The sequence below is a fragment of the Microbacterium maritypicum genome (assembly GCF_041529975.1).
Lineage (GTDB): Bacteria > Actinomycetota > Actinomycetes > Actinomycetales > Microbacteriaceae > Microbacterium.
Window position 1 is genome coordinate 2,842,433 of the sequence record NZ_CP168030.1, and the last position, 22,712, is coordinate 2,865,144.

Consider the following 22,712-nt stretch of genomic DNA (forward strand, 5'->3'; position numbering starts at 1 on the left):
CGACGACCCCAGGATAGCGGATGGTCCCGGGAGGTGCCCGAGAGATGAGCGTTTCGGGACGGGTCTATCCTGGGCGACACCGCCGCACCGCTGTCCCCGCACTCACTCCTCCGAGGAAGAACCTCCGTTGACCACTGCCCCGCATGCCGCTGCCGCCGCACTCACCCTCCCTCCGCGTTCCCAGCGCGCAGGAAACGCCAAGACCTCGCCGGTGCGCGACCTTCTCGCGCTGACCGAGCGCCCGAAGGTCATCTCGTTCGCCGGCGGTCTCCCCGCGCCCGAGCTGTTCGACGTCGCCGGCATCCGGGCGGCGTTCGACGCGGTCCTCGACTCCCCCTCTGTGCTCCAGTACTCCACGTCCGAGGGAGACGCCCGGCTCCGGGAGGAAGTCGCCCGGCGCTACTCGGCGGACGGATTGCCCACCGCGGCATCCGACCTCATCATCACGACGGGTTCGCAGCAGGGGCTCGGCCTGATCTCGACGACGCTTCTCGACCCCGGCGACACGATCCTGGTCGAGGAACCGTGCTACCTCGCGGCCCTGCAGACCTTCGCGCTGGCCGGGGCGCGGGTCATCGGCGTCCCCTATGACGGCGACGAGCTGGATCTCGAAGCGCTGGACAGGCTCGCCGCCGAGCACAGCCCGAAGTTCTTCTACACGGTCCCCACTTTCCAGAATCCCACCGGCCGCACGCACGGGCTCGATGCCCGCCGGCACATCGCCGCCATCGCACAGCGGCGGGGATTCCGCATCATCGAGGACGAGCCCTACCGCCAACTGCGGTACTCGGGTGAGGCCCTCCCCTCGCTGGCCGAGCTCGCACCGGCGCACGTGATCAGCCTCGGCAGCTTTTCGAAGGTGATCGCGCCGGGGCTGCGCATCGGATGGATCCGCACGACTCCTGATATCCGCCCCGCCGTGACGATCGCGAAGCAGGCCGCCGACCTCCACACCTCCACCATCGACCAGGCAGCAGCCGCCCATTACCTCCTGTCGGGTCGCGGCGAACCCGCGCTCACGCGCATCCGCGAGGCGTACTCCGCCCGGCGCGACGCGATGCTCGACGCCCTACCCACCGTTCTGCCGACCGGCAGCACCTGGAACCATCCCGACGGCGGCATGTTCGTCTGGGCACGGCTGCCTGAGGGGATGGATGCCGCCGAGTCGCTCGGGCGCGCCCTGGCCCACGATGTCGCCTACGTACCCGGGGTCTCGTTCTACTCCGGAACGCCCGATCGGCGGACGCTCCGCCTGTCGTTCACGACCTACGCCCCTGACAGGATCAGGGAGGGCTTGTCAAGGCTCGGGACGACCTGGGGCACGGGAAGGTAGCGTGGGGGCATGCGCTACCTCTTCAGCACCGGACTCGTCGCTGCGATCTCTGCAGGAGTCTCGCTGTTACGCGGCACCCGCGAGCAGCCGATCACCTGGCGCTCCCTGCTGTCCTGGCTGAGCTGGGGCATCACGATGGCGCTCGCCGTCGGTGCAGTGATCGACATGAACCGCGAACGACGCGGTGTGCTCGTCGATGCCGACTCGCCGCAGTCGGTCAAGAAGGCGAAGAAGGCCCAGCGACTCCAGTTCCGCTCGCAGAAGGCACTCGCCGACACGCAGGATCACGCCAAGGACGCACGGCACTGACACCGCGCGCCCCGAGCGCATCGTTCACCGTGTGAGGATCAACGCCTCGCCCTGACCGCCGCCGCCGCACAGGCCGACCGCGGCGGTTCCGCCACCGCGACGCACGAGCTCGTGCACCGCGTGCACCACGAGTCGGTTGCCGGATGCACCGATCGGGTGTCCGATCGCGATCCCTCCGCCGTGGATGTTCACGATGTCCTCGTCCAGCCCGAGCTCGACCTGTGAGCGGGCCACGACCGCGCCGAATGCTTCGTTGATCTCCACCAGATCGAGATCCGAGGGTGCGATCCCCTGCTTCTCGCACGCACGCTCGATCGCACGCGCCGGCTGCGCCTGCAGGGAATTATCCGGGCCGGCCGTCTGACCGCTGGCGCCGACGGTGGCGAGCACCGACCAGCCCTTGGCCGCGGCCGTGCGTCGCGCGGTGACGACCACGGCCGATGCGCCGTCGGAGATCTGAGACGAGTTCCCCGCGGTGATCGATCCGCCCTCCGCGAAGGCCGCCCGCAGCGCACCGAGGGTCTCGACCGTCGTGTCGGGGCGCACCCCTTCATCCTTCGTCACGCGAACCGGCTCACCCCGGCGCTGTGGCACGTCGACGGCGACGATCTCGGCCTCGAACACTCCCGTTTCCTGGGCAGCGGCCGCGCGTTGGTGAGAGAGCGCGGCGACACGGTCCTGCGCCTCTCGGGTGAGCTCATATCGCGCGTTGTGGCGCTCCGTCGACGCGCCCATGCTCTCGCGGTCGTAGGCGTCGGTCAGACCGTCGTAGGCCATGTGATCGAGCACCTCGACGCTGCCGTACGCCCAGCCGTCGCGCGAGCCCATCAGCATGTGCGGTGCCCGCGTCATCGACTCCATCCCGGCGGCGACCACCACCTCGGCGTCGCCGGTGTGGATCATCCGAGCGGCGTCGATGATCGCGGTCAATCCCGACAGGCAGACCTTGTTCACGGAGTGGGCGGGCACGTCCCAGCCGATCCCGGCACCGATCGCCGCCTGCCGAGCGGCGTTCTGACCCGAGCCCGCCGCCAGCACCTGTCCGACGATCACCGCGTGGACGTCACCCGGATCGATGGCGCCCTGCTCCAGCGCGCCTCTGATGGCGAAAGAGCCGAGCTGAGGAGCGGTGAAGGCCGCCAGCTGCCCCTTCAGTCGCCCCTGCGGTGTGCGAGCAGCGGCGACGATGACGATGTCGTTGTCATTCATGATGCGAGGTCCTTTCGTGGAGGAGATCCGGATGGATCGTGAGCGCCGGCTCGGTCGCGGCGATGACCTCGTCCACGCTGACTCCCGGGGCCGTCTCGACGAGCGTCAGCCCCTCGGGCGTGACGTCGATCACGGCCAGGTCCGTGATGATCCGGTCGACCACTCCGCGACCCGTCAGCGGCAGCGAGCACTCGTCCACGATCTTGGCCGATCCGTCCCTGGCCACGTGCTCCATCAGCACGATCACCCGAGCAGCACCGTGCACGAGATCCATTGCCCCGCCGGGGCCCTTCACCATCTTGCCCGGGATCATCCAGTTCGCGAGATCCCCGCTCGTCGAGACCTGCATCGCGCCGAGGATCGCGGCATCGATCTTGCCGCCGCGGATCATCCCGAAGCTGGTGGCCGAGTCGAAGAACGCCGCACCGGGCAGGGTCGTGACCGTCTCTTTACCCGCGTTGATGAGGTCGGGGTCCACGGCGTCTTCGTGCGGGTAGGGCCCGACGCCGAGAATCCCGTTCTCGGATTGGAGCACCACCGTGACGTCGCTCGGCACGTGGTTGGGCACGAGCGTCGGCAACCCGATTCCGAGATTGACGTAGGAACCGTCCTCCAGCTCGGCTGCCGCGCGGGCCGCCATCTGGTCTCGTGTGAGTGCCATCTCAGGCTCCTTCCACGGCGACGGTGCGCCGCTCGATGCGCTTGGGGATGTCCGTGCCCACCTCGACGATGCGATGCACGAAGACGCCGGGAAGGTGGATGCTGTCCGGATCGAGCTCACCCGGCTCCACGAGCTGTTCGACCTGAGCGATGCAGGTGCGTCCGGCCATCGCGGCCAGCGGGTTGAAGTTGCGCGCCGCCTTGTTGAAGACGAGGTTTCCGTGGCGATCGCCGCGGGAAGCGTGCACGAGGGAGAAGTCCGTGGTGATCGCCTCCTCGAGCACGAAGTCCGCCGGCGAGCCATCGACCTCGAATGTTCGGACGTCCTTCACCGGGGAGGCGACGGCGATCGTGCCGTCCGCGTTGTATCGGCGGGGCAGCCCTCCTTCTGCGACCTGGGTGCCCACACCCGTCTGCGTGTAGAAGGCCGCGATCCCCGATCCACCGGCCCGCAGCTTCTCGGCCAGCGTTCCCTGGGGAGTGAGTTCGAGCTCGAGTTCGCCGCTCAGGAATTGGCGCTCGAACTCCTTGTTCTCCCCCACGTACGACGATGTCATCTTGCGGATGCGCTGCGCGGCGAGCAGCACCCCGAGTCCCCAGTCGTCCACGCCGCAGTTGTTGCTCACGACGCTGAGATCTTTCGTGCCCTGGGCCAGCAGAGCTTCGATGAGCGCGATCGGGTTACCGGACAGCCCGAACCCGCCGACCGCCAACGAGGCTCCGTCGGGAATGTCGGACACGGCGTGCGCTGCCGAGTCCCATTGCTTGTCGATCACGTCTGCTCCTTCGAATTCGTGCCTCACTCCAGCATCCGCTCTTCGGCCCCCGACGCAACGATCACGTCTTGCGATGTGGTCAGATACGGAGGTAGCGTCCACGATATGGAATCCACGGCCCGCTCCATCCCTGGCGCGCAGGCCATCGCTCGCGCGGCTCGTCTGCTCCGATTGGTGACCGCCGCCGGCGCGGAGGGCGCCAGCCTCCAGGACCTCGCCCGGGGCGCTGAGCTGTCACGCTCGACCACGCATCGCCTCCTCAGCGCGCTCAAGCTCGAGGGGCTCGTCGACCGCGACGCGGACAGCACCCGGTGGATGCCCGGCCCCGAGCTGTTCCTCATGGGTTCGGTCGCCGCTGCGCGCTACGACGTGACCACCCTGGCGCGGGACATCGTCCGGTCACTGGCGGTCAAGACCGAGGAGAGCGCGTTCTTCTCGGTGCGACGAGCGGACGAGACGGTGTGTCTGCTTCGCGAGGAAGGATCCTTCCCCATCCGCTCCTTCGTCTTGAGCGAGGGCGTGAGGTTCCCCCTCGGCGTCGCGAGCGCGGGTCTCGCGATCCTGGCCTTCCTCCCTGACCATGATGTGGACGCATATCTGGAGCGGCATCCCGACCTCGAGAGCGCATGGGGGCCGACACACCGGCCGCGCGCGCTGCGCACCCGATTGGCAGAGACCAAGGAACGCGGATACGCCGTCAACCCGGGCCTGATCGTCGAGGGCAGCTGGGGAATCGGCGCCGCCGTCTTCGATCGATCCGGGCGCCCGGAGTGGGCCCTCAGTCTGACCGGTGTCGAGTTCCGCTTCGGCCCGGATCGTATGGCGGAACTCGGTCGCACCCTGCTGGCGCACGCCCATCAGCTCTCCGCGAGGATAGCCAACGCCCGGCGCTGACCCTCCATACATACCATCCGATATATACTCTTTGGTATGAATCGCACGGACGTCATAGCTTCGCTGGTGCTCTCCGGCTACGCCCTGGGTCGCATAGCGGCGCAGGACGCCGGCAACGACGCGCCCGCCGCGCAGTGGCGGGTGCTGAGTCTCCTCGAGCAGGAGGGTGCCAGGCGCGTAGGCGAACTGGCCGCCGCTGCGCGCACCACCCAACCCGGCATGACCCGCCTCCTCGGCCTGCTGGAGCGCGAGGGGCTCGTGCTCCGCTCCCCCGACCCGGACGATTCGCGAGCGACTGTCGTCGACATCACCCCTCGGGGAACCGCCGCCGTCGCGGCCTGGCGCGCGGAGTTCCGCGAGATCCTCGCGCCGCGGTTCGCCGCCCTGAAGGACGACGACTGGTCCGCTCTCACCCGCGCGGCGGAGATCCTCGCCGCGCACACCGCCACGGAACGAACAGGAGAATCTCGGTGAACACCACCGCCACCCCCTCGGTGTGGAAGCAGCCGGCGCAGGTCTGGGCCGTCGCCTTCGCCTGCGTCGTCGCCTTCATGGGAATCGGGCTCGTCGATCCGATCCTCCCCGCGATCGCGGAGTCGCTTCAGGCGTCACCGGTGGAGACCGAACTGCTCTTCACCAGCTACCTGCTGGTGACCGGCCTCGCGATGCTGGTGACCAGCTGGATCTCCAGCCGCATCGGCGCCAAGGCAACGCTGCTCATCGGGCTCGCACTCATCGTCGTCTTCGCACTCTTGTGTGCTCTGAGCGGCAGCGTCGACGCCGTCATCGGCTTCCGTGCCGGCTGGGGTCTCGGCAATGCGCTGTTCATCTCGACAGCCCTCGCGACGATCGTCGGGTCGGCGTCCGGCGGCAGCAGCGCCGCGATCATCCTGTACGAGGCCGCGCTCGGCCTCGGCATCGCGGTCGGACCGCTGCTCGGTGGCATCCTCGGAGAGCAGAGCTGGCGCGGCCCGTTCTTCGGGGTCGTCGCGCTGATGGCGATCGCTTTCGTCGCCGTACTCGTACTGTTGCGTGGGCCGGGCGAGAAGCGGGTCCCGGTGCCCTTCTCGGCCCCCTTCACGGCCCTCCGTCGCCCCGCGCTCGCCATCCTCGCGGTCGCCGCACTGTTCTACAACATCGGCTTCTTCGTGCTGCTGGCGTTCTCGCCGTTCCCCTTGGGCTTCGGCGCGATGGGGATCGGATTCACGTTCTTCGGTTGGGGTGTCGCACTCGCGGTCACGAGCGTCTGGGTGGCACCGGTGCTGATGCGCCGCATGCCGCGCACGCGGATCATCCTCGTGGTCCTTCCTCTGCTGGCGCTCGACCTCGTCGCCGCCGGGCTCGTCGTCGGGAACGCGGCCGCCCTCGTCACCTGTATCGTCATCGGCGGTCTGCTACTCGGCGTGATGAACACCGTGCTGACCGAAGCGGTCATGGAGGCCACGGACCTCCCCCGGTCCGTGGCCTCCTCCGCCTATTCCGCGGTGCGCTTCCTCGGCGGCGCGATGGCTCCCCCGATCGCAGCGCTGCTGTGGCACGCATTCAACGCGACCGTGCCGTACCTGTTCGCGGCGGCGTCTGTCCTCATCGCAGCGCTGACGGTGTTCCTCGGGCGGCGCGTGCTCGCGCACATCGACGACGAGCCGGACGACGCCGCCGCTGAGGATGCCGCGGCGATCCTCGTGGGCGACGCCGCCTGAGTCGCGATGTCGGTGTCGGATCGGTCGGTGACGCCCGACCCGGCACCGACACTGGCCTCCCGATATCGTGGGGCGATGAGCGAAGAGACGCCCCTACCCGAGCGCAGCAGAGTCGTGCAGCAGCATCTTTCGGCCGCCGGAGTCGACACCACCATCCGCGTCCTGCCGGATTCCGCGCGCACTGCGGCCGCCGCAGCCGCGGCGATCGGGTGCGACGTCGCCGCGATCGCGAACAGCCTCGTGTTCATCGCTGACGGAGAGCCGGTTCTCGTCATGACCAGCGGTGGCCACCGCGCGGACCTCGCCGTACTCACCGCGAGCATCGGTGCGCGGGAAGTGTCGATGGCGCCGGCCTCCGTCGTCCGCGCGGCGACGGGCCAGGCCATCGGCGGCGTCGCACCGGCCGGGCATCCGGCGCCGCTGCGCACCTTCCTCGACGACGCGCTCCAGGAACATGACGAGCTGTGGGCCGCAGCCGGCCACCCACACACCGTCATGCCGCTCACGTTCGACCAGCTGCGCCTCATCACCGGGGGCACGGTCATCGCCGTGGCTTGAGATTGCCTTGAACTTCCCGGAGGGCGGTCTCCTGCCGCGTGACGCTCCACGCACGCGGCGGGGTCGAGACCGCGAAGCAGGTGCTCCGACGACCTCGACCCCGATGCAAGGATCAGTCCTGGGGCTCGCGCCGTCGAGCGCGCACGGCAGCCAGAGTGGTCAGCGCGATGCCGAGCAGAAGCGCGGCGCCGGCGCCCCAGAGCATGACCGCCGGCACATCGCCACCGGTCGTGGCGAGGGAATCGCCGGTCAACGGCAGCTCCATCGGAGGCGTCACATCGGTCGGCGGCGTCACGGGCGTCTCCGGCGTGGGAGGCGTGGTCGGCGGGACCACCGGCGGCTTCTCCGTCGCGGTGTTGGTGAGCGTGATCGCGAGGGTCGAACCCCCGTAGACGGTGATCTGTGCCCCGCCGTCCGCGGTCGCGCGCACTCCGGTGCCCGAGAACACCGGTGTGCCCCATTCGATGCCGTCGATGGCCGGCGGGGTGAGCTCCTCGAGCGTGACGACGGTGCCGGCGGGGAGGCGCACAGGAGCGGTCGCCGCTCCCGCGGTCACCACGACGGTCTTCTCCACCACCGGGTCGCCGTAGCTGTAGCGGACCGTGTACTCGGCGTTGGCCGGCACATCCGTCACTCCGGAGCCGCCCACAGCCTTGGTCAAGGTGAACGCACCGGTGGCGGTTCCGTCTCCGGTGCCGCCACCCGTGACCTGCCAGACCTCTCGGTCCTGCAGCACCACTCCGTTGACATTGGCGACATTGCTGAATGAGGTCCCGTCCGCCTGAGTGCTCGGTACCGTGAGGTACTTGACGAAGTACGTCCGTGCGGGATCGATCGCACCCGGGATCTCGAGGTGGAACGCCGTGCCGCCCTCGTTCCAGGCACCGGTCCAGTTCGTGATCGTCCGGTAGTCCTGCTGGTCTGCGTCGGTGCTCCAGACCGCGAGCTGGCCGTCTTGGTTGTGATGCTCTGCGACTTCACCGTTCGGCGCGGTCAGCACATCGTCGACGACGATCGACTCGACGCCGGGAAAACTCGCGCCCGGAAGCTCGAGCTGCCACGCGATGCTGCCGTCGTCCGTCTGCCATGACACCTTCTGAGGCTCCGTGGGCAGAGGCGGAAGAGGCGTGATCCCACCGCCCGGGATGTCGACGCGCGTGGTCTTGCCGTCGACGACGAACTCCACGGTCGTCTCTGAGGTCTGCTCGTCGGCGCTGGCCAGGAACCACAGCGAACCGTTGACGCCCGTGCGTCCGTTCACGTAGTCGGTGAGGGTGCAGGTCACCACCGGTGCCGCGTCGCTGCTGACGGCGCATTCGGCCACGATCTCCGTCGGGTCCTCGGTCGAGGGGACCGAGAATGTCAGGCCGGTTCGGGCGAACTCACGCGGAAGCGTGAACCCGAACGTCTCGCCGCCGAGAGCGCCATCCGGCACCGACCAGTCCGCGTCTACGCGCACCTGATCGAACTGCGCCAGAGTCTCATCGCCGTCCACGGTGGTCACCGTGATCGACGCAGGATCGATGGCCGCAGGATGGTCGTACTCGGCAGCGATGGCTGCGCCGGCCCCCACGCCCGTGACCACAGCGGTGAGTGCCGCCGCAGCGGCGGCGACGAACGTGATGGATGCGCGGCGCGATCGCGCGCGCCGATTACTTCTGTACACGGTGTTCCCCAGTTTCTTGTCGAAGCCTCACCGCCTCGGCCGTGCTGCTGCGCAGCGACGCATCCGATGGCGGTGACGCGGTTGTCCCCGTGTGAGAGACGGCCTCGACGAGAGCCCATTACGCGGTACACCGGCATTCTCTGCAAGCCCTCAGAAACCCGGACTTCGCGGGCCTGTCCGGATCGATAAGCGGACCGCGTGCACAAGAAAGCAGAAAAGCCCCAGAAACTGGCGAGAGTTTCTGAGGCTGTTCCGTGCACCCCCTCGGACTTGAACCGAGAACCCACTGATTAAGAGTCAGTTGCTCTGCCGATTGAGCTAGAGGTGCGTGGCCCGGGATAACCCCGACCGAGGAATTACATTACCAGCCGACCGCCCCCATGCGAAATCGAGGTGGGCCCGGGCGTGCCGGTGCCCGTCGCACTCGGAAACATGGCCGTTCGGCCCTCAGCGCCCGTTGTTCCGCCGACTATCCTGGGAGCGTGACCGCCTCCCCTCACGCCGATGACCTGCGCAGCGATCTCCTCCTCGCGCTCCGCCTCGCCGACGCCGCCGACGCCCAGTCGCTCCCGCGGTTCGATGCGGCCGACCTGGAGATCTCCACCAAGGCCGACAAGTCGCACGTGACCGACGCCGACCTCGCGACGGAGCGTGCGATCCGCACCATCCTCGAGACCGAGCGACCCGACGACGGGATCTTCGGCGAGGAGTTCGGCGCGCAGGGCGGGACGCATCGCCAGTGGATCATCGACCCCATCGACGGCACGGCGAACTTCCTCCGCGGCGTTCCCTTGTGGGGCACGATGATCGCTCTCGCGATCGATGGCGTCCCCCAGGTCGGTGTCGTCAGCATGCCCGCACTGGGTAGGCGCTGGTGGGGAGCCGCCGGCGAAGGCTCCTGGACCGCGACCGACGGCGAGCCCCGCCGACTCCAGGTCTCCACCGTGTCATCGCTCGACGATGCCAGTGTGAGCTTCCAGAGCATCGCGCAGTGGTCCGACGCGGGACGGCTCGACTCCCTGCTCCGAGTCGCGGCACGCGTCTGGCGCGATCGCGCCTACGGCGACGTGTACTCCTACATGCTTCTCGCCGAAGGGCGAATCGACATGGTCGCCGAATTCGATGTCAAGGAATACGACATCGCCGCGGCCGTGCCGATCATCCGGGAGGCCGGCGGGCGGATGACCGCCGCCGACGGCGCCGAGACGATATCGGCGCGCTCGACACTCGCCACCAACGGCACGCTCCACGATGAGTTCCTGAAGCTCATGCACGACTGATCCGAACCACGAGGCACAGGATGACCCTCCGCATCATCTCCGCCGCCGCAGGCGCCCTGGTGCTTCTCGTCGCCCTGACGGCGTGCGGAGCACCTGCGGGGCCGCAGGCCTCACGCACATCGGATGCGGTCCGCCCGAGCCCGGCTCCGAGCCCCGAGCCGGTGAGCTCCAGCGTCCCGGAGACTCCCGGCGAGCTCACGTGTGAATCCATGATCTCGGCGGGAACGGTTTCCGTGTTCACGGATATGGGATGGACCGCGCAGTCGAAGGAGTTCGTCGTCGGCGGGGTGGCGCTGACCGACGGGCTGCTGTGCTTCTGGGCCGACTACAGCGTCGCGTCCGACCACGGTCAGCTCTATGGCTGGGCATCTCTGAGTTCTGAGGACGCCGCGCAGGCCCAGTCCGGCCTGCTCTCCGAGGGGTGGAAGCGCGAGGACGGCCCGGACGGGGTGTACTTCACGGAGGATCCGCGATACGCGATGGGACTCGATGAAGACGGGTACGGGATGACGTATCTGTTCGGCGACGGATGGGTGCGCTTCGCGGACACGCGTCAGGGGCTGATCCTCATCGAGTGGACCGGCTGAGCGCCGCTCGAGCTCGCGACATCGCTACGGCGCCGTACTCCCCATCGAACTCTCCAGGACGGGCCGGAAACCCCGGGCGACCGGTGGTGTCCAGAGCAGGACGACGATGAGGGCGGCGGCCACGGCAGTGACGGCTGCTCCCCAGTCCCACCGGTCTCCGAAGACGAGCACGATTGCACTGAGTGCGAGCACGACCCCGAGGAAGAGCGTGAGCAACAGCCGCGAGAGCCCGCTCCCCCGGCGGATACCGGCGGCGACCGCGAACACCAGGAGACCGAACAGCGCGATGGCCGCGCCCGCGAGCGAGAACGCGGAGGCGCTCACGTCCGGGTCGTAGCGCCCGAGGAAGACCAGGATGCCGAAGCCCGTGGCGAGGATTCCGAACACGTACGAGAGCACGGCGACCGTCGTCGTGATGACGGCCGCCAGCCCACGCTCGGTACCGCTGCCCTGCTCGGGCGCCTGTGCACGCGCCGTCGTGGGCTCCTCTCTCAGGACGAGCCGACGATGCACGATGCGCACCAGTTCGATCGCCGCGATCATCACGACCGTGATCCCGGTGAGCGCGATCGCGAGGTCTTCCCCCGGATCGACGAGGACGAAGAACTGTCGCGCGAGGGGAAGCGAGAACACGGCGATGAGCAGGATGAACATCGCACCCACGACCAGCACCTTGAAGCGGTTGAGGGGGCGGGCGAGCACGGCCAGCACCCAGATGCCGACGACGGCGAGGATGACGGTCGCTCCGGTGCGCAGCTGCTCCTCGTGCGCCTCGAGACCGCGCGCGACGAAGGTGAACCACGTGAGGCCGAGCGCGACGATGATCCCCGAGGGAATGGCGAAGCTCAACGATCGCCGGAGGAATCCGGGCACATAACGCGCCGCGTTGGGCATCAGCGCGAGGAAGAACGCCGGGATGCCGATGGTGAGACCGTCGGTGATGGAGAGCTGGCGCGGGAGGAACGGGAACTCCAGCACGAACAACCCGAAGATGATCGCGAGAAGTGTGGCGTACACGGTCTTGTTCAGGAAGAGCATCGATACGCGTTCGATGTTCGCGATGACCTGACGCCCCTCCGCGACGACATCGGGCAGGTGCGAGAACTGCCCGTCGAGCAGCACCAATCGCGCCACCGCCTTCGTGGCGGGCGATCCCGTGTTCATGGCGATACCGATGTCGGCGGCCTTGATCGCGAGGGCGTCGTTGACCCCGTCACCGGTCATCGCCACGGTGTGCCCGCGACTCTGCAGGGCCGCGACCATGCGCTTCTTCTGCTCGGGTGAGACGCGTCCGAACACCAAGTTGGTTTCGAGCACGTCTGCGAGTTCGGCGTCATCATCGGGAAGGCGACGTGCGTCGAAGCCCTCCGCGACGTCCACTCCCACCTCTCGCGCGATCGCCGCGACCGTGCGCGGGTTGTCGCCCGAGATGATCCGTATGCCCACATCCTGCCGCGCGAAGTACTCGAGCGTCTGGGCGGCGTCGGGGCGCACCTGCTCCCGGAAGGTGAGGACGATGGCCGCGACCACACCATCCGGAAGCCGCTCGGAATCGACATCCGCCTCGGACAACGCCGATTCCGCGTAGCCGAGGACCAACGTGCGTCGGCCGGTCTCTGCGAGCGCGGTGACCGTGCGCCCGAGTTCGGTCTCGTCGGATGTCGCGGCATCGCCGAACACCATCTCCGGCGCACCCATCACCCAGGTCCCGGCGACCTGTTCGAAGGAGACTGCGCTCCACTTGCGTGCGGAGGAGAAGGGGATGTATTCCGCGACCGCGAGCGGGGACCCGGCCGGATACACCGCTCGCATCGATCGCGCCGTGGCATTCGCATCCGGAGAGGCGGCATACCAGCCCAGCGCCGCCGCTGCCGCCTCCGCACGCTCCGACGTGAGCCCGGAGAGTCCGTGCGCTTCGTCGAACCCTATCTCCCCCACGGTGAGGGTGCCGGTCTTGTCGAGACATACGACGTCGACCCGGGCGAGCCCCTCGACCGCGGGCAGCTCATTCACCAGAACCTGCCTGCGTGCCAGTTTCGACGCACCGACGGCGAAGGCGATGCTCGTCATGAGCACCAGCCCGAGCGGGATCATCGCCGTCAGCGCGGCGATCGTGTTCACGACGGCCTGCACCCAGGCGCCGCTGGAGAACACGGTGGCGTACCCGCCCGTGACGATGATCTGCGCGTTCAGGACGAGCAGCCCCACCGGTCCGATCACCCAGCTCACCCACTTCAGGACCCGGTTGACCGACGAGCGGAGCTCGCTGGAGACGAGCGAGAAACGCTTCGCTTCGCCCGCGAAGTGGTTGGCGTACGAGTCGGCGCCCACACGGGTCGCTTGCGCGGTTCCCTCCCCGGCGACGACCACCGCGCCCGAAAGCGCCTCGTCGCCCGGCTGCTTCTCCACCGGGTCGGACTCGCCCGTGAGCATCGACTCATCGATCTGCAGCCCGCGCGCCGTGAGTACTCTGGCGTCGGCCGGCACCTGCTCGCCGGCGCGCAGGACCAGCACGTCGTCGAGGACGACCTCGGTGGGGGCGATCTCCGCCTCCGCAGCTTCCCTGAGCACCAGAGCGCGCGGTGCGTTCATCAGTGCCAGGCGGTCGAGAGCCGACTTCGCTCGGAACTCCTGAACACAGCCGATGATGGCGTTCGCGAAGGCGGCGAGCCCGAAGAGCGCATCCTGCCACCGCCCGACCAGGAAGAGGATGAAGAAACACGCGAAGACGATGCCGTTGAACAGCGTGAAGACGTTCGCCCGCACGATGCTCCACGCGCTGCGGCTCGTGTCCGCCACGAAGGCGTTCGTCTTCCCGGTCGCGACGCGTTCGGCCACCTCCGCTCGGGTGAGACCGGTCGCGACAGTTTCGGGGGTCGATTCCACAGACCTCAATATAGGTCCCCGTCGGAACCAGCGGGTGCCGTTCGCGCCTCCCCGGCCGCTTGCCTCTGCTACTCTCTTGCTCGCTCCGAGGCCCTTCTGCTGTCGGACCGCTTCACCTCTCCCCGAAGGATGCTCCGTGCCCGACGAACGCCCTCTCCCTGCGCGTCCCACGATCTCTCGCCGCACCGTCATCGGCGCGGCGGCGTGGTCGGTCCCCGTGATCGCCCTCACGGCAGCCACACCGGCCCACGCGGCGAGCGGAGGCGCGATCGACGCAACCGGCGTGGTCCTCGCCTTCACGGGCCCGCAGTGGAGTTCCGAGTTCACCCTGAGCGGTCAGCTCGCCCTTTCGCCGGCGCCCGCCGCTCCTACACAGGTCACAGCGACCATCTCCTGGCAGGGCACCGGTGCCAACTCCGGCGCACAGGGGCTCTACCTCTACGACGGAGGTTCTCCCTCCCAAGATGGAGGCATCAGCGGGTGGACACTCCTGCAGGGCGCTGCAGACGACCAGCTGTACAGCGTGTTCGTCTTCAGCACCGTCATCGCGGCAGGCACTCTGACGGTGCCGACCGTTTCGACCTATCTCGCCGACCCTGAGGCGGCATTCATGTTCGGCGCGGAGACACCGAACGGAGGGACCTCCTTCTGGGACGGCATCATCACGATCCGGTTCTCGGCAGCGGGATACGCGGATGCTGTGCTGACGGTGCCCTATACGCAGACGGTGGAGTGACACGCCGTTCCCGCACACGAAAAAGCCCCGTGACCTCCTGGAAGGAGAGCACGGGGCTTCTTCTGTGACAACGGCTTGGTGGAGCTGGGGGGAATCGAACCCCCGTCCAACGCTGAGTCTCCACGCCTTCTCCGGGCGCAGTCTGTGAAGACGTTCTACTCGGCTCCGACCTTTGTCACAGACACCTAAGTCGACGAGCCCAGCCTGGGAAGAGTCCCACGTGACGTCCAGACGCCATCACGCAGCAAGATTCCTAAATGACGCCAGGATCCGTATCGGAATCACATACGGCCTGACGGACTATCGGGCTCGCTTATGCAGCGAGGGCGAAGTCGTTGCGCTTGGTTTCGGCAACTATTTTTTTGCAGAGAGCGTTAACGAGATAACTCTGCATCCTCGGCCCGCTTCTCGTGGATTCACAGGCGCTGTCGAAACCGATCAGCCCCGTGGTCCTTCTCTCGAAGGAGCCGCTGTCACACTATGGAATTACCATCCCGGGCGACGAACACCCGAGCATCACAGACTACAACGTTCACGGGCCATTCGCCATTCCGCAGGCGCCCGGAGCGCTGGCGTAGAGTCAGCGCATGAGCGAAGTCACCGTCACAGTCCGCGGCGAACACGAGGCGCGTGTCGCGCCGGAGCGCGCCACCATCCGGGTCAGCGTGCGGGCGGAGGGTTCCGAGCGCACGACCGTCGTCGAGCACGTGATGCGTTTGGCCGAGCCCGTACGCGGCAGCATCGCGGAGCGGGCAGAGGAGGGCAGCGTCGTCGACTGGACCAGCAAACGACTCTCCGTGCGAGCCGAGCGACCCTGGAACAACGACGGCAAGCGCCTCGCACCCGTCTTCTACGCGAGCATCGACTTCACTGCGACATTCGCAGAGGCATCGGAACTCTCGATATGGGTCTCGGACATCTCGCCCTGGGACGGCGTCGAGGTGGGCTGGGTCGATTGGCACCTCACCCGCGTGACACGAACGCAGATCGAGCGGGAGGTGGCCGCCGAGGCCGTCAGCGTCGCCGTCACCCGCGCCAAGGCATATGCGGGGGCTCTCGGTCTCGACGAGGTCACGCCGCTCGAGATCGCCGATGTCGGTCTCATCTCGAGCGGGCAGCCGATGCCGGGTGCGCCCATGATGAAGGCTCGCGGAGGCGTGGCATTCGCCGCAGATGCAGCCCCGGCCATGGAATACGAGCCGGAGGAGATCGTCATCTCCGCGACGGTCGAGGCGCGCTTCCTCGCCCGGTGAGCCGGGTCAGTTGACGACGGTGAAGGGAGCGAGTTCTGCCGCGAGGCGCTCGGACACCCTCGCGTGCACGGCGGTGCCGGCCTCTCGATGCTCCACTTCGAGGAGCATCCCCGTCTCATGGATGGCCGCCACGAGGTCGCCGCGGTCATACGGGATCACCGCGTGAACCTCGATCGCAGGCTTCGGGAGTGCTTCCTCGATGACGGCACGGAGTTCGGCGATTCCCTCACCGGAGCGTGACGACACGAAGTGCGCGTGCGGCTGGAGACCGCGGAGCACCAGGCGTTCGTCGTCGTCGATCAGATCTGCCTTGTTGAAGACGACGATCTCGGGCAGGTCACGCACTCCGACATCGCCGAGGACATCGCGTACCGTCTGCAGCTGACCGGCCGGGTCGGGGTGCGACGCATCGACGACGTGGAGCACCACGTCAGCCTCTCCGACCTCTTCCAGGGTCGAACGGAAAGCCTCGACGAGCTGATGCGGGAGATTGCGGACAAAGCCGACGGTGTCGGTCAGCGTGTAGACACGGCCGTCTTCGGTCTCAGATCGGCGCACGGTCGCGTCCAGCGTCGCGAAGAGGGCGTTCTCGACCAGGACGCCGGCACTGGTGAGCGCATTGAGCAGACTCGACTTGCCCGCGTTGGTGTAGCCGGCGATCGCCACCGAGGGGATGGTGTTGCGTTTGCGCTCCGCACGCTTCGCTTCACGAGCCGGTCCGAAGTCACGGATCTGCCGACGCAGGAGCGCCATCTTGGTGCGGATCCGCCGCCGATCGAGCTCGATCTTGGTCTCACCGGGACCACGGGACCCCATGCCCGCACCACCGGCGCCGACCTGGCCACCGGCTTGTCGGCTCATGGAGTCGCCCCACCCGCGAAGACGAGGGAGCAGATACTCGAGCTGAGCGAGCTCGACCTGCGCCTTGCCCTCCCTGCTCTTCGCGTGCTGGCTGAATATGTCGAGGATCACGGTGGTGCGGTCGATGACCTTCACCTTGACGACGTCCTCGAGCGCGCGTCGCTGGCTCGGCGCGAGTTCGGTGTCGGCGATGACCGTGTCGGCTCCGACCGCGGCGACGATGTCCTTGAGCTCCTGCGCCTTGCCGCGCCCGAGATACGTGGCAGCATCCGGGTGCGGGCGACGCTGCAGAACGCCATCGAGCACGACGGCACCCGCGGTCTCGGCCAGTGCGGCGAGCTCACGCAGCGAGTTCTCGGCATCCTCCTGCGCACCCTGCGGGTAGACACCGACGAGGACGACGTTCTCCAGGCGAAGCTGGCGGTACTCGACCTCGGTGACGTCCTCGAGCTCGGTCGAGAGTCCACCGACACGGCGAAGAGCGTGACGGTCTTCGAGATCCCATTGCGCCCCGTCCGTGCTGGCGTGCGCGGCGGTCGACTCGTCTTGCAGCGCCTGCGCTGCTCCGAACACGTGGACGTCGGAGCGCTTCTCTGCGTTCGCGAGCACGCGATCGACCGTGTCGTCGCCGTTGGAGGGTGTCGTGGTATCCGTCATCCGTTCCTTGTCTCTGGGGGTTTTGTAGCGAGCCTTAACCTTAGCCCGCGCTGTCCGGTACGCTCACCGTATGGGGTCAGACCACTACTTCACTGCGGCCCCGGCAAGCCCCGAGAATCTGCGCAGGATCCGTGTATCACTCGCAGGCCGAGAGCTGGAAGTCACCACCGCCGGTGGCGTCTTCAGCCCGGATCGGTTGGATGCCGGCACCGCAGTGCTCCTCGCCAACATGCCCCCGGTTCCCCCGGGAGGCAATCTTCTCGACCTCGGCAGCGGCTGGGGCCCCGTCAGCATCTCGATGGCCCTCGCCGCTCCACATGCCACGGTCTGGGCCGTCGATGTGAATGAGCGTGCCCTTGATCTCGTGCGCCGCAACGCCGCGTCCCTCGGGCTCACCAATATCAACGCATCGCTGCCCGACGATGTTCCCGAGCACGTCTCGTTCCGCACCATCCGCTCGAATCCGCCGATCCGCGTGGGCAAGAACGAACTGCACGGACTGTTGGAGAGGTGGATACCGCGGCTCGACGAACGCAGCGACGCCTGGCTCGTCGTGCAGCGCAATCTCGGAGCCGACTCGCTGCAGCGCTGGATCGGCTCGACGTTCCAGCCGGGATACAGCGTCTTCCGCACCGCGACCGGCAAGGGCTATCGCATCCTCAAGGTACGCAAGCACGGGACGCCGCCGACCGAGCCGATCGCGCTGTCCGGACTCTGACCGCGTCGATGCAGAGCGACCACGCCGACCGACGACGGCGTCGTACGGCTTCGGTCAGAGCAGCTCGATCTCTCCGCTGAAGACGAGTTGAGCGGGACCGGACAGGGCGACGTGCTCGCCGTCTTCTGCCGGGAACATCCGCACTCCGAGTGTTCCTCCCGGCACCTCGACCTGCCAATTGTTCGGGGCATTCTCCCCCGCCCAGTACCGCACGGCGAGTGCGGTGGCAGCCACACCGGTACCGCAGCTGAGGGTCTCACCGACGCCGCGCTCGAACACACGCATGCGGACGTGCCCGACTCCGTCGCGCACCAACGGCTCACCCGGAACGACGAACTCGACGTTCGCGCCGGCCGGCAGAATGGGATCGAGTTCCGGCGCACGGTGCAGCTCGAGCAAGGCGAGCTCATGTTCGGAGGCGATCGCCACGATCACGTGAGGGTTGCCGACGTCGATTCCGAGACCGGGACGCGTGACCGGGAGGCCGTCGACGCGCACCAGCGGGTCGTCGCCGGACAGCTTCCACCGGCCGAGGTCGACCTGGTATCCCGTCGCGCTGCGCGTCACGTCGCGCACACCGGCACGGGTACCGATCGGCAGTGTCGCTCCCGGTTCAATGGTCGCAAGCCCCGCGCGCACGAGATAGTGAGCGAAGACCCGGATGCCGTTGCCGCACATCTCGGCGATCGATCCGTCGGCGTTGCGATAGTCCATGAACCACTCGGCCGCCGGCTCCTCGGCCAGAGCCGCTGCTCCCTCAGCGATCGCCGACGAGCGCACGACGCGGAGGATGCCGTCGGCACCGATTCCGAAGTGGCGGTCGCACAGCACGGCGACCTGCTCGACCGTCAGATCGAGCGCCCCGTCGGGGTCGGCGATGATGATGAAGTCGTTGCCCGTGCCGTGACCCTTGGTGAATGCGACCATGCTCCCCAGTCTAGAGAGCGCAGCCATACGGCGAAGACGCCGGGCACCTCCTCCGCAGAACGTTCTACGAAGTCACTTCGCGGCTCCGGCCGAGACGACCGAGTATCGACCGCAGAGGAAGTTGCGGTTTCGCGCGACCTCGAGAAGCTCCAGGTCGAGCCGCCGCGGAAGGAGTGGGGCGCCGGAGCCCAGCGTCACCGGCGCGTACTGGACCCACACCTCATCCAGAAGACCTGCGTCCGCGAACTGACCCGCGAGATCTCCCCCACCGACGATCCAGATGTCCTGACCCGCGACGGCAGCGAGCATCTCGGCGTGCACGCTGCGCACGTCGTCATGCGTCAGCCGCACATCGGCACCCTCCGGGAGCGAGATCTCGCGGTGCGTGAACACCCAGGTGGGCTGACTGTAGCCCCATCGTCCTTCTTCGTGTCGCATCACCCACTCGTACGTCGACGAACCCATCGCCAGCGCGCCGATGTTCTTCTCGAAGGCGTTGTAGCCCATCGGCCCGTCGGGGTCGACGTCTTGGGTCAGCAGCCAGTCGAGCGAATGCTCGTCTGTCGCGATGAATCCGTCGAGGCTGGATGCGGTGAAGAAGTGGGTGGCCATGCACCGAGCCTCGCACCTGCCTCCGACATCGCGACGGTCGATCGCGGCGCGCTGGCTCACTCAGCCAGGAGTGCCCCCACGTCCGCCGGAGCATCCCACCACTCCAGGTCGGGATACCGCTTGAACCACGACACCTGTCGACGGGCGTAGCGGCGTGTGAGCGCCTGCGTCTCGGCGATGGCTTCCGCCGCAGTGAGGGTGCCATCGAGCTGGCCCAGCGCCTGCGCGTACCCGATCGCTCTGGAGGCAGTGGCACCCCGCTCGAGGCCCATCTGCCTCAGTGCAGCGACTTCGGTCAGTATCCCGGCCTCCCACATCCGCTCGACGCGATCATCCAGGCGGGAGACCAGCTGGGAGCGTTCGACGTGCAGGCCGATCAGCCTCGTGCGCTGCTGCCACAGCACGGGCTTCTCCGGCAGTGACGCGCCGTGGGTACTGCTCCCCTGCGCGAGCACCTCGAGGGCGCGGATGACCCGTCGGCTGTTGCGCGGGTCGACCTTCGCCGCTGCTGCCGGGTCCGCCGACCGGAGCCGATCGAGGAGAACGTCCAGCCCGTGCGACTCCAGCTCTGCTTCCAGCCCTGCACGGATCTCGGGGTCTCTCGGTGGAAAGTGGAACTCGTAAACGACGCTCGAGACATAGAGGCCCGAACCGCCGACCAGGATCGCATCGCCTCCGCGTCGGTGGATCGCGCCGACCGCCTCTCGCGCTACGGGCTGGTACCAGGCGACGGCCGCGTCCTGATCCACTTCACGAACGTCGAAGAGGTGATGCGGGATTCCGCGTCGGTCGGCGACAGGGAGCTTCGCCGTGCCGATGTCCATCCCACGATAGAGCTGCATGGCGTCGGCGTTCACGATCTCGGCCGGGTTGCCGCGGGCACGGAGAGCCTCCGCCAGATCGAGCGCGAGGTCACTCTTCCCGGTTCCTGTGGCTCCGACTATCGCCCAGAGGCGCGGTTCGCTCACACTCCGACGCGAAGGGTGGGCAGACCGAGGGATACGGCGCGCGGGCCGCCGTCGGACGCCGGAGTCGGGACCGCGCACGATTCCGCCTGCGAGCGATCCCAGGCGTCACCCCCGCGCGTTCTACGGATGCGCAGCGGCGCTCCGGTCGGATCGTCGGCAAGCAGGTGGAAGGGGGCCGCATGGGTGACGCTGACCGTGACGATGTCGCCGGGCCGCGGGAGGTCCGAGCCGGCGGTGACCTCGAAGTGCACCAGACGATTGTCTTCGGCACGGCCGGTCAGCCGGTGCGTCTCGGCGTCTTTCTTGCCTTCGCCCGTCGAGACGAGAACCTCGACCTGGCATCCGACCTGCTTCTGGTTCTCCTCCAGCGAGATTCGCTCCTGGAGTGCGATCAGGCGGTTGTACCGTTCCTGGACGATCTCCTTCGGAACCTGATCCTCCATCGTCGCGGCGGGCGTGCCCTCGCGGATCGAGTACTGGAAGGTGAAGGCTCCGGAGAAGCGGGATTGCTCGACGACGCGCATCGTGTCTTCGAAGTCTTCGTCGGTCTCCCCCGGGAAACCGACGATGATGTCGGTCGTGATCGAGGCATTCGGGATGCGCGCGCGGACACGATCGAGGATCCCGAGGAAACGCTCACTCCGGTACGACCGCCGCATCGCTTTGAGGATGCGATCGCTGCCGGACTGCAGCGGCATGTGCAACTGCGGCATCACGCTCGGGGTCTCGGCCATGGCGTCGATCACGTCGTCGGTGAACGCCGCAGGGTGCGGACTCGTGAAACGGATGCGCTCCAGTCCCTCGATTTCGCCGGCCGCGCGCAGCAGCTTTCCGAACGCCTGTCGGTCGCCGAACTCGACGCCGTACGAATTCACGTTCTGGCCGAGGAGAGTGACCTCGATGGCGCCGTCTTCGACGAGGAGGCGGATCTCGTTGAGGATGTCGCCGGGACGCCGGTCCTTCTCCTTGCCACGCAGACTCGGGACGATGCAGAACGTGCACGTGTTGTTGCAGCCGACCGAGATCGACACCCATCCGCTGTGCGCCGAGTCGCGCTTCGTCGGAAGCGTCGACGGGAACACCTCGAGCGACTCGAGGATCTCCAGCTCCGCATCGCCGTTGTGACGTGCACGCTCCAGCAGCCCGGGCAGCGACCCCATGTTGTGCGTGCCGAACACGACGTCCACCCAGGGCGCCTTGTCGAGAACTGCCTGCTTGTCCATCTGGGCCAGGCAGCCGCCGACCGCGATCTGCATACCTTCTTTACGACGCTTGACGGAGGCGAGATGTCCGAGGGTGCCGTAGAGCTTTCCGGCGGCGTTGTCGCGCACCGCGCAGGTGTTGATGATCACCACGTCAGCCTCGGCGCCGTCGAGTGCACGGACGTAGCCGGCGCTTTCCAGCGATCCGGAGAGCCGTTCGGAGTCGTGCACGTTCATCTGGCACCCGAAAGTACGAACCTCGTACGATCGCTGGCGTCCGTCTTCGTCGACGGCTGCGGACGAGGCGCTGATGATCGTCGGTTCGCTGCGCGGAATAGTCATGATCAAACCATTCTACGAGCCGTGCGGATGCGGTTGCTGCGTCGCTTGCTCAGTCCGAATCGACGAATCGGACGCCCGAGCTCGACGCACTCGGGCCAGTCTCCCGCAGTGCCTGCTTGGCCGCCTTCATCGCGACGGACCCGTTGTAGCCACGGCGAGAGAGCTGCCCCACCAGACGCCGAAGGGCGGTGTCGTTGTCGAGTCGGCCCAACGAACGTGCCTTGGTGCGGGCGAATTCGAGGGCCCGCTCATCGTCATCATCCGGCAATTCGTCGAGTGCAGCGTCGATCACGTCGCGAGGAATACCCCGTTGAGCGAGTGCGCGCGACAGAGCGACCCTCCCCTGTCCCTTCCGCTCGACCCCCGATGTCACCAGAACACCGGCAAGAGCGGCATCGTCGAGGTAGCCACGACGGCAGAAGTCGTCGATCACGTCGTCGATCACAGCGTTATCGAGCCCGTGCCCCCTCAGCGCCTGACGCGCTTCGGAGACCGAGAGAGATCGAGTCCGTAGCTTTCTCACGAGGGACTCCTCGGCCGCCGTGCGGATCTCGTCGAGCTCTCCCGGCTCCTCAGCA

General features: G+C 67.6%; 21 protein-coding genes, 1 tRNA gene, 1 other RNA gene and 1 pseudogene. 11 read left to right on the top strand and 13 right to left on the bottom strand.

The window, feature by feature from the left end; genetic code table 11:
• The first annotated feature begins 127 nt into the window (after positions 1-127).
• Positions 128-1,333 (top strand): PLP-dependent aminotransferase family protein, encoded by a 1,206-nt coding sequence (locus tag ACCO44_RS13810; RefSeq protein ID WP_372466965.1) that lies wholly within the window; start codon positions 128-130, stop codon positions 1,331-1,333.
• Positions 1,334-1,342: 9 nt separating this feature from the next.
• Positions 1,343-1,642: a hypothetical protein gene (locus tag ACCO44_RS13815; RefSeq protein ID WP_029263584.1), complete on the top strand. Its 300-nt coding sequence runs from the start codon at positions 1,343-1,345 to the stop codon at positions 1,640-1,642.
• A 24-nt stretch (positions 1,643-1,666) separates the two neighbouring features.
• On the opposite strand, the gene ACCO44_RS13820 is transcribed toward ACCO44_RS13815, so the two are convergent.
• Genes ACCO44_RS13820 through ACCO44_RS13830 form a run of 3 tightly spaced genes read right to left on the bottom strand, consistent with a single transcriptional unit; the run spans position 1,667 to position 4,287 of the window.
• Positions 1,667-2,851, bottom strand: a complete 1,185-nt coding sequence (locus ACCO44_RS13820; RefSeq protein ID WP_372466967.1) for an acetyl-CoA C-acetyltransferase — start codon at positions 2,849-2,851, stop codon at positions 1,667-1,669.
• A complete protein-coding gene (locus ACCO44_RS13825) occupies positions 2,844-3,512 on the bottom strand; it encodes a CoA transferase subunit B (RefSeq protein WP_181156190.1) in 669 nt (222 codons plus the stop codon). Before ACCO44_RS13825 ends, ACCO44_RS13820 begins: the two co-directional genes overlap by 8 nt.
• Before the next feature lies 1 nt (position 3,513).
• On the bottom strand, positions 3,514-4,287 hold the full coding sequence (locus ACCO44_RS13830; protein WP_029263587.1) for a CoA transferase subunit A: 774 nt from the start codon (positions 4,285-4,287) through the stop codon (positions 3,514-3,516).
• A 105-nt stretch (positions 4,288-4,392) separates the two neighbouring features.
• On the opposite strand from ACCO44_RS13830, the gene ACCO44_RS13835 reads away from it, so the two are divergent.
• The 4 genes from ACCO44_RS13835 (at position 4,393) to ACCO44_RS13850 (ending at position 7,439) form a co-directional block, all read left to right on the top strand.
• Complete coding sequence (locus ACCO44_RS13835) at positions 4,393-5,181, top strand: IclR family transcriptional regulator (RefSeq protein ID WP_105709813.1); 789 nt, start codon at positions 4,393-4,395, stop codon at positions 5,179-5,181.
• A 36-nt stretch (positions 5,182-5,217) separates the two neighbouring features.
• Positions 5,218-5,655: a MarR family winged helix-turn-helix transcriptional regulator gene (locus ACCO44_RS13840; RefSeq protein ID WP_372466970.1), complete on the top strand. Its 438-nt coding sequence runs from the start codon at positions 5,218-5,220 to the stop codon at positions 5,653-5,655.
• Positions 5,652-6,881, top strand: coding sequence for an MFS transporter (locus ACCO44_RS13845; RefSeq protein ID WP_372466971.1), 1,230 nt, complete (start codon positions 5,652-5,654; stop codon positions 6,879-6,881). Before ACCO44_RS13840 ends, ACCO44_RS13845 begins: the two co-directional genes overlap by 4 nt.
• 75 nt (positions 6,882-6,956) lie before the next feature.
• Positions 6,957-7,439 (top strand): YbaK/EbsC family protein, encoded by a 483-nt coding sequence (locus tag ACCO44_RS13850; RefSeq protein WP_372466972.1) that lies wholly within the window; start codon positions 6,957-6,959, stop codon positions 7,437-7,439.
• A 112-nt stretch (positions 7,440-7,551) separates the two neighbouring features.
• Here the strand turns inward: ACCO44_RS13850 and ACCO44_RS13855 are convergent, their stop codons facing one another.
• On the bottom strand, positions 7,552-9,105 hold the full coding sequence (locus tag ACCO44_RS13855) for an Ig-like domain-containing protein (protein ID WP_372466973.1): 1,554 nt from the start codon (positions 9,103-9,105) through the stop codon (positions 7,552-7,554).
• A 255-nt stretch (positions 9,106-9,360) separates the two neighbouring features.
• A tRNA-Lys gene (locus tag ACCO44_RS13860) sits at positions 9,361-9,433 on the bottom strand.
• Between the two features lie 154 nt (positions 9,434-9,587).
• Here ACCO44_RS13860 and ACCO44_RS13865 point away from each other — a divergent pair.
• Positions 9,588-10,385, top strand: a complete 798-nt coding sequence (locus tag ACCO44_RS13865; protein ID WP_372466975.1) for an inositol monophosphatase — start codon at positions 9,588-9,590, stop codon at positions 10,383-10,385.
• A 20-nt stretch (positions 10,386-10,405) separates the two neighbouring features.
• On the top strand, positions 10,406-10,972 hold the full coding sequence (locus tag ACCO44_RS13870) for a hypothetical protein (protein ID WP_372466977.1): 567 nt from the start codon (positions 10,406-10,408) through the stop codon (positions 10,970-10,972).
• Positions 10,973-10,996: 24 nt separating this feature from the next.
• Here ACCO44_RS13870 and ACCO44_RS13875 read toward each other — a convergent pair whose 3' ends face one another.
• Positions 10,997-13,858 carry an HAD-IC family P-type ATPase gene (locus ACCO44_RS13875; protein ID WP_372466978.1) on the bottom strand — a complete coding sequence of 954 codons (2,862 nt, stop codon included), beginning with the start codon at positions 13,856-13,858 and terminating at the stop codon, positions 10,997-10,999.
• 136 nt (positions 13,859-13,994) lie between these two features.
• Between ACCO44_RS13875 and ACCO44_RS13880 the strand changes: the two genes are divergently transcribed.
• The gene (locus tag ACCO44_RS13880; RefSeq protein ID WP_372466981.1) at positions 13,995-14,594 is read left to right on the top strand and encodes a hypothetical protein; all 600 of its coding nucleotides are present in this window, start codon (positions 13,995-13,997) and stop codon (positions 14,592-14,594) included.
• Between the two features lie 76 nt (positions 14,595-14,670).
• Here the strand turns inward: ACCO44_RS13880 and ssrA are convergent.
• Positions 14,671-15,040: a transfer-messenger RNA gene (gene ssrA, locus ACCO44_RS13885) on the bottom strand.
• A 141-nt stretch (positions 15,041-15,181) separates the two neighbouring features.
• On the opposite strand from ssrA, the gene ACCO44_RS13890 reads away from it, so the two are divergent.
• Positions 15,182-15,847, top strand: coding sequence for an SIMPL domain-containing protein (locus ACCO44_RS13890; protein WP_372466983.1), 666 nt, complete (start codon positions 15,182-15,184; stop codon positions 15,845-15,847).
• A gap of 6 nt (positions 15,848-15,853) precedes the next feature.
• Here the strand turns inward: ACCO44_RS13890 and hflX are convergent.
• A pseudogene (gene hflX, locus ACCO44_RS13895) lies at positions 15,854-17,140 on the bottom strand (GTPase HflX); the annotation flags it as partial.
• A gap of 295 nt (positions 17,141-17,435) precedes the next feature.
• Here hflX and ACCO44_RS13900 point away from each other — a divergent pair.
• The gene (locus ACCO44_RS13900) at positions 17,436-18,083 is read left to right on the top strand and encodes a class I SAM-dependent methyltransferase (RefSeq protein ID WP_029263599.1); all 648 of its coding nucleotides are present in this window, start codon (positions 17,436-17,438) and stop codon (positions 18,081-18,083) included.
• Between the two features lie 54 nt (positions 18,084-18,137).
• On the opposite strand, the gene dapF is transcribed toward ACCO44_RS13900, so the two are convergent.
• The 5 genes from dapF to ACCO44_RS13925 all read right to left on the bottom strand — a co-directional run bounded on the left by dapF (position 18,138) and on the right by ACCO44_RS13925 (position 22,579).
• Positions 18,138-19,010 (bottom strand): diaminopimelate epimerase, encoded by an 873-nt coding sequence (dapF, locus tag ACCO44_RS13905; RefSeq protein WP_372466984.1) that lies wholly within the window; start codon positions 19,008-19,010, stop codon positions 18,138-18,140.
• Positions 19,011-19,082: 72 nt separating this feature from the next.
• Positions 19,083-19,622 (bottom strand): dihydrofolate reductase family protein, encoded by a 540-nt coding sequence (locus ACCO44_RS13910; RefSeq protein ID WP_105709802.1) that lies wholly within the window; start codon positions 19,620-19,622, stop codon positions 19,083-19,085.
• A 56-nt stretch (positions 19,623-19,678) separates the two neighbouring features.
• Positions 19,679-20,590, bottom strand: a complete 912-nt coding sequence (miaA, locus tag ACCO44_RS13915) for a tRNA (adenosine(37)-N6)-dimethylallyltransferase MiaA (protein WP_372466985.1) — start codon at positions 20,588-20,590, stop codon at positions 19,679-19,681.
• Entirely contained in the window at positions 20,587-22,134 is a 1,548-nt protein-coding gene (miaB, locus tag ACCO44_RS13920) for a tRNA (N6-isopentenyl adenosine(37)-C2)-methylthiotransferase MiaB (RefSeq protein ID WP_372466987.1), read from the bottom strand. Before miaB ends, miaA begins: the two co-directional genes overlap by 4 nt.
• 49 nt (positions 22,135-22,183) lie before the next feature.
• Positions 22,184-22,579 (bottom strand): regulatory protein RecX, encoded by a 396-nt coding sequence (locus ACCO44_RS13925; protein ID WP_372466988.1) that lies wholly within the window; start codon positions 22,577-22,579, stop codon positions 22,184-22,186.
• Between the last annotated feature and the right edge of the window lie 133 nt (positions 22,580-22,712).

Excerpts from the sequence above, each read along its gene's own strand:
- ACCO44_RS13815 (WP_029263584.1), top strand. The coding sequence starts at position 1,343 with ATGCGCTACCTCTTCAGCACCGGACTCGTCGCTGCGATCTCTGCAGGA.
- ACCO44_RS13820 (WP_372466967.1), bottom strand. The coding sequence starts at position 2,851 with ATGAATGACAACGACATCGTCATCGTCGCCGCTGCTCGCACACCGCAG.
- ACCO44_RS13825 (WP_181156190.1), bottom strand. The coding sequence starts at position 3,512 with ATGGCACTCACACGAGACCAGATGGCGGCCCGCGCGGCAGCCGAGCTG.
- ACCO44_RS13835 (WP_105709813.1), top strand. The coding sequence starts at position 4,393 with ATGGAATCCACGGCCCGCTCCATCCCTGGCGCGCAGGCCATCGCTCGC.
- ACCO44_RS13840 (WP_372466970.1), top strand. The coding sequence starts at position 5,218 with ATGAATCGCACGGACGTCATAGCTTCGCTGGTGCTCTCCGGCTACGCC.
- ACCO44_RS13850 (WP_372466972.1), top strand. The coding sequence starts at position 6,957 with ATGAGCGAAGAGACGCCCCTACCCGAGCGCAGCAGAGTCGTGCAGCAG.
- ACCO44_RS13870 (WP_372466977.1), top strand. The coding sequence starts at position 10,406 with ATGACCCTCCGCATCATCTCCGCCGCCGCAGGCGCCCTGGTGCTTCTC.
- ACCO44_RS13890 (WP_372466983.1), top strand. The coding sequence starts at position 15,182 with ATGAGCGAAGTCACCGTCACAGTCCGCGGCGAACACGAGGCGCGTGTC.
- ACCO44_RS13900 (WP_029263599.1), top strand. The coding sequence starts at position 17,436 with ATGGGGTCAGACCACTACTTCACTGCGGCCCCGGCAAGCCCCGAGAAT.
- dapF (WP_372466984.1), bottom strand. The coding sequence starts at position 19,010 with ATGGTCGCATTCACCAAGGGTCACGGCACGGGCAACGACTTCATCATC.
- ACCO44_RS13910 (WP_105709802.1), bottom strand. The coding sequence starts at position 19,622 with ATGGCCACCCACTTCTTCACCGCATCCAGCCTCGACGGATTCATCGCG.
- miaB (WP_372466987.1), bottom strand. The coding sequence starts at position 22,134 with ATGACTATTCCGCGCAGCGAACCGACGATCATCAGCGCCTCGTCCGCA.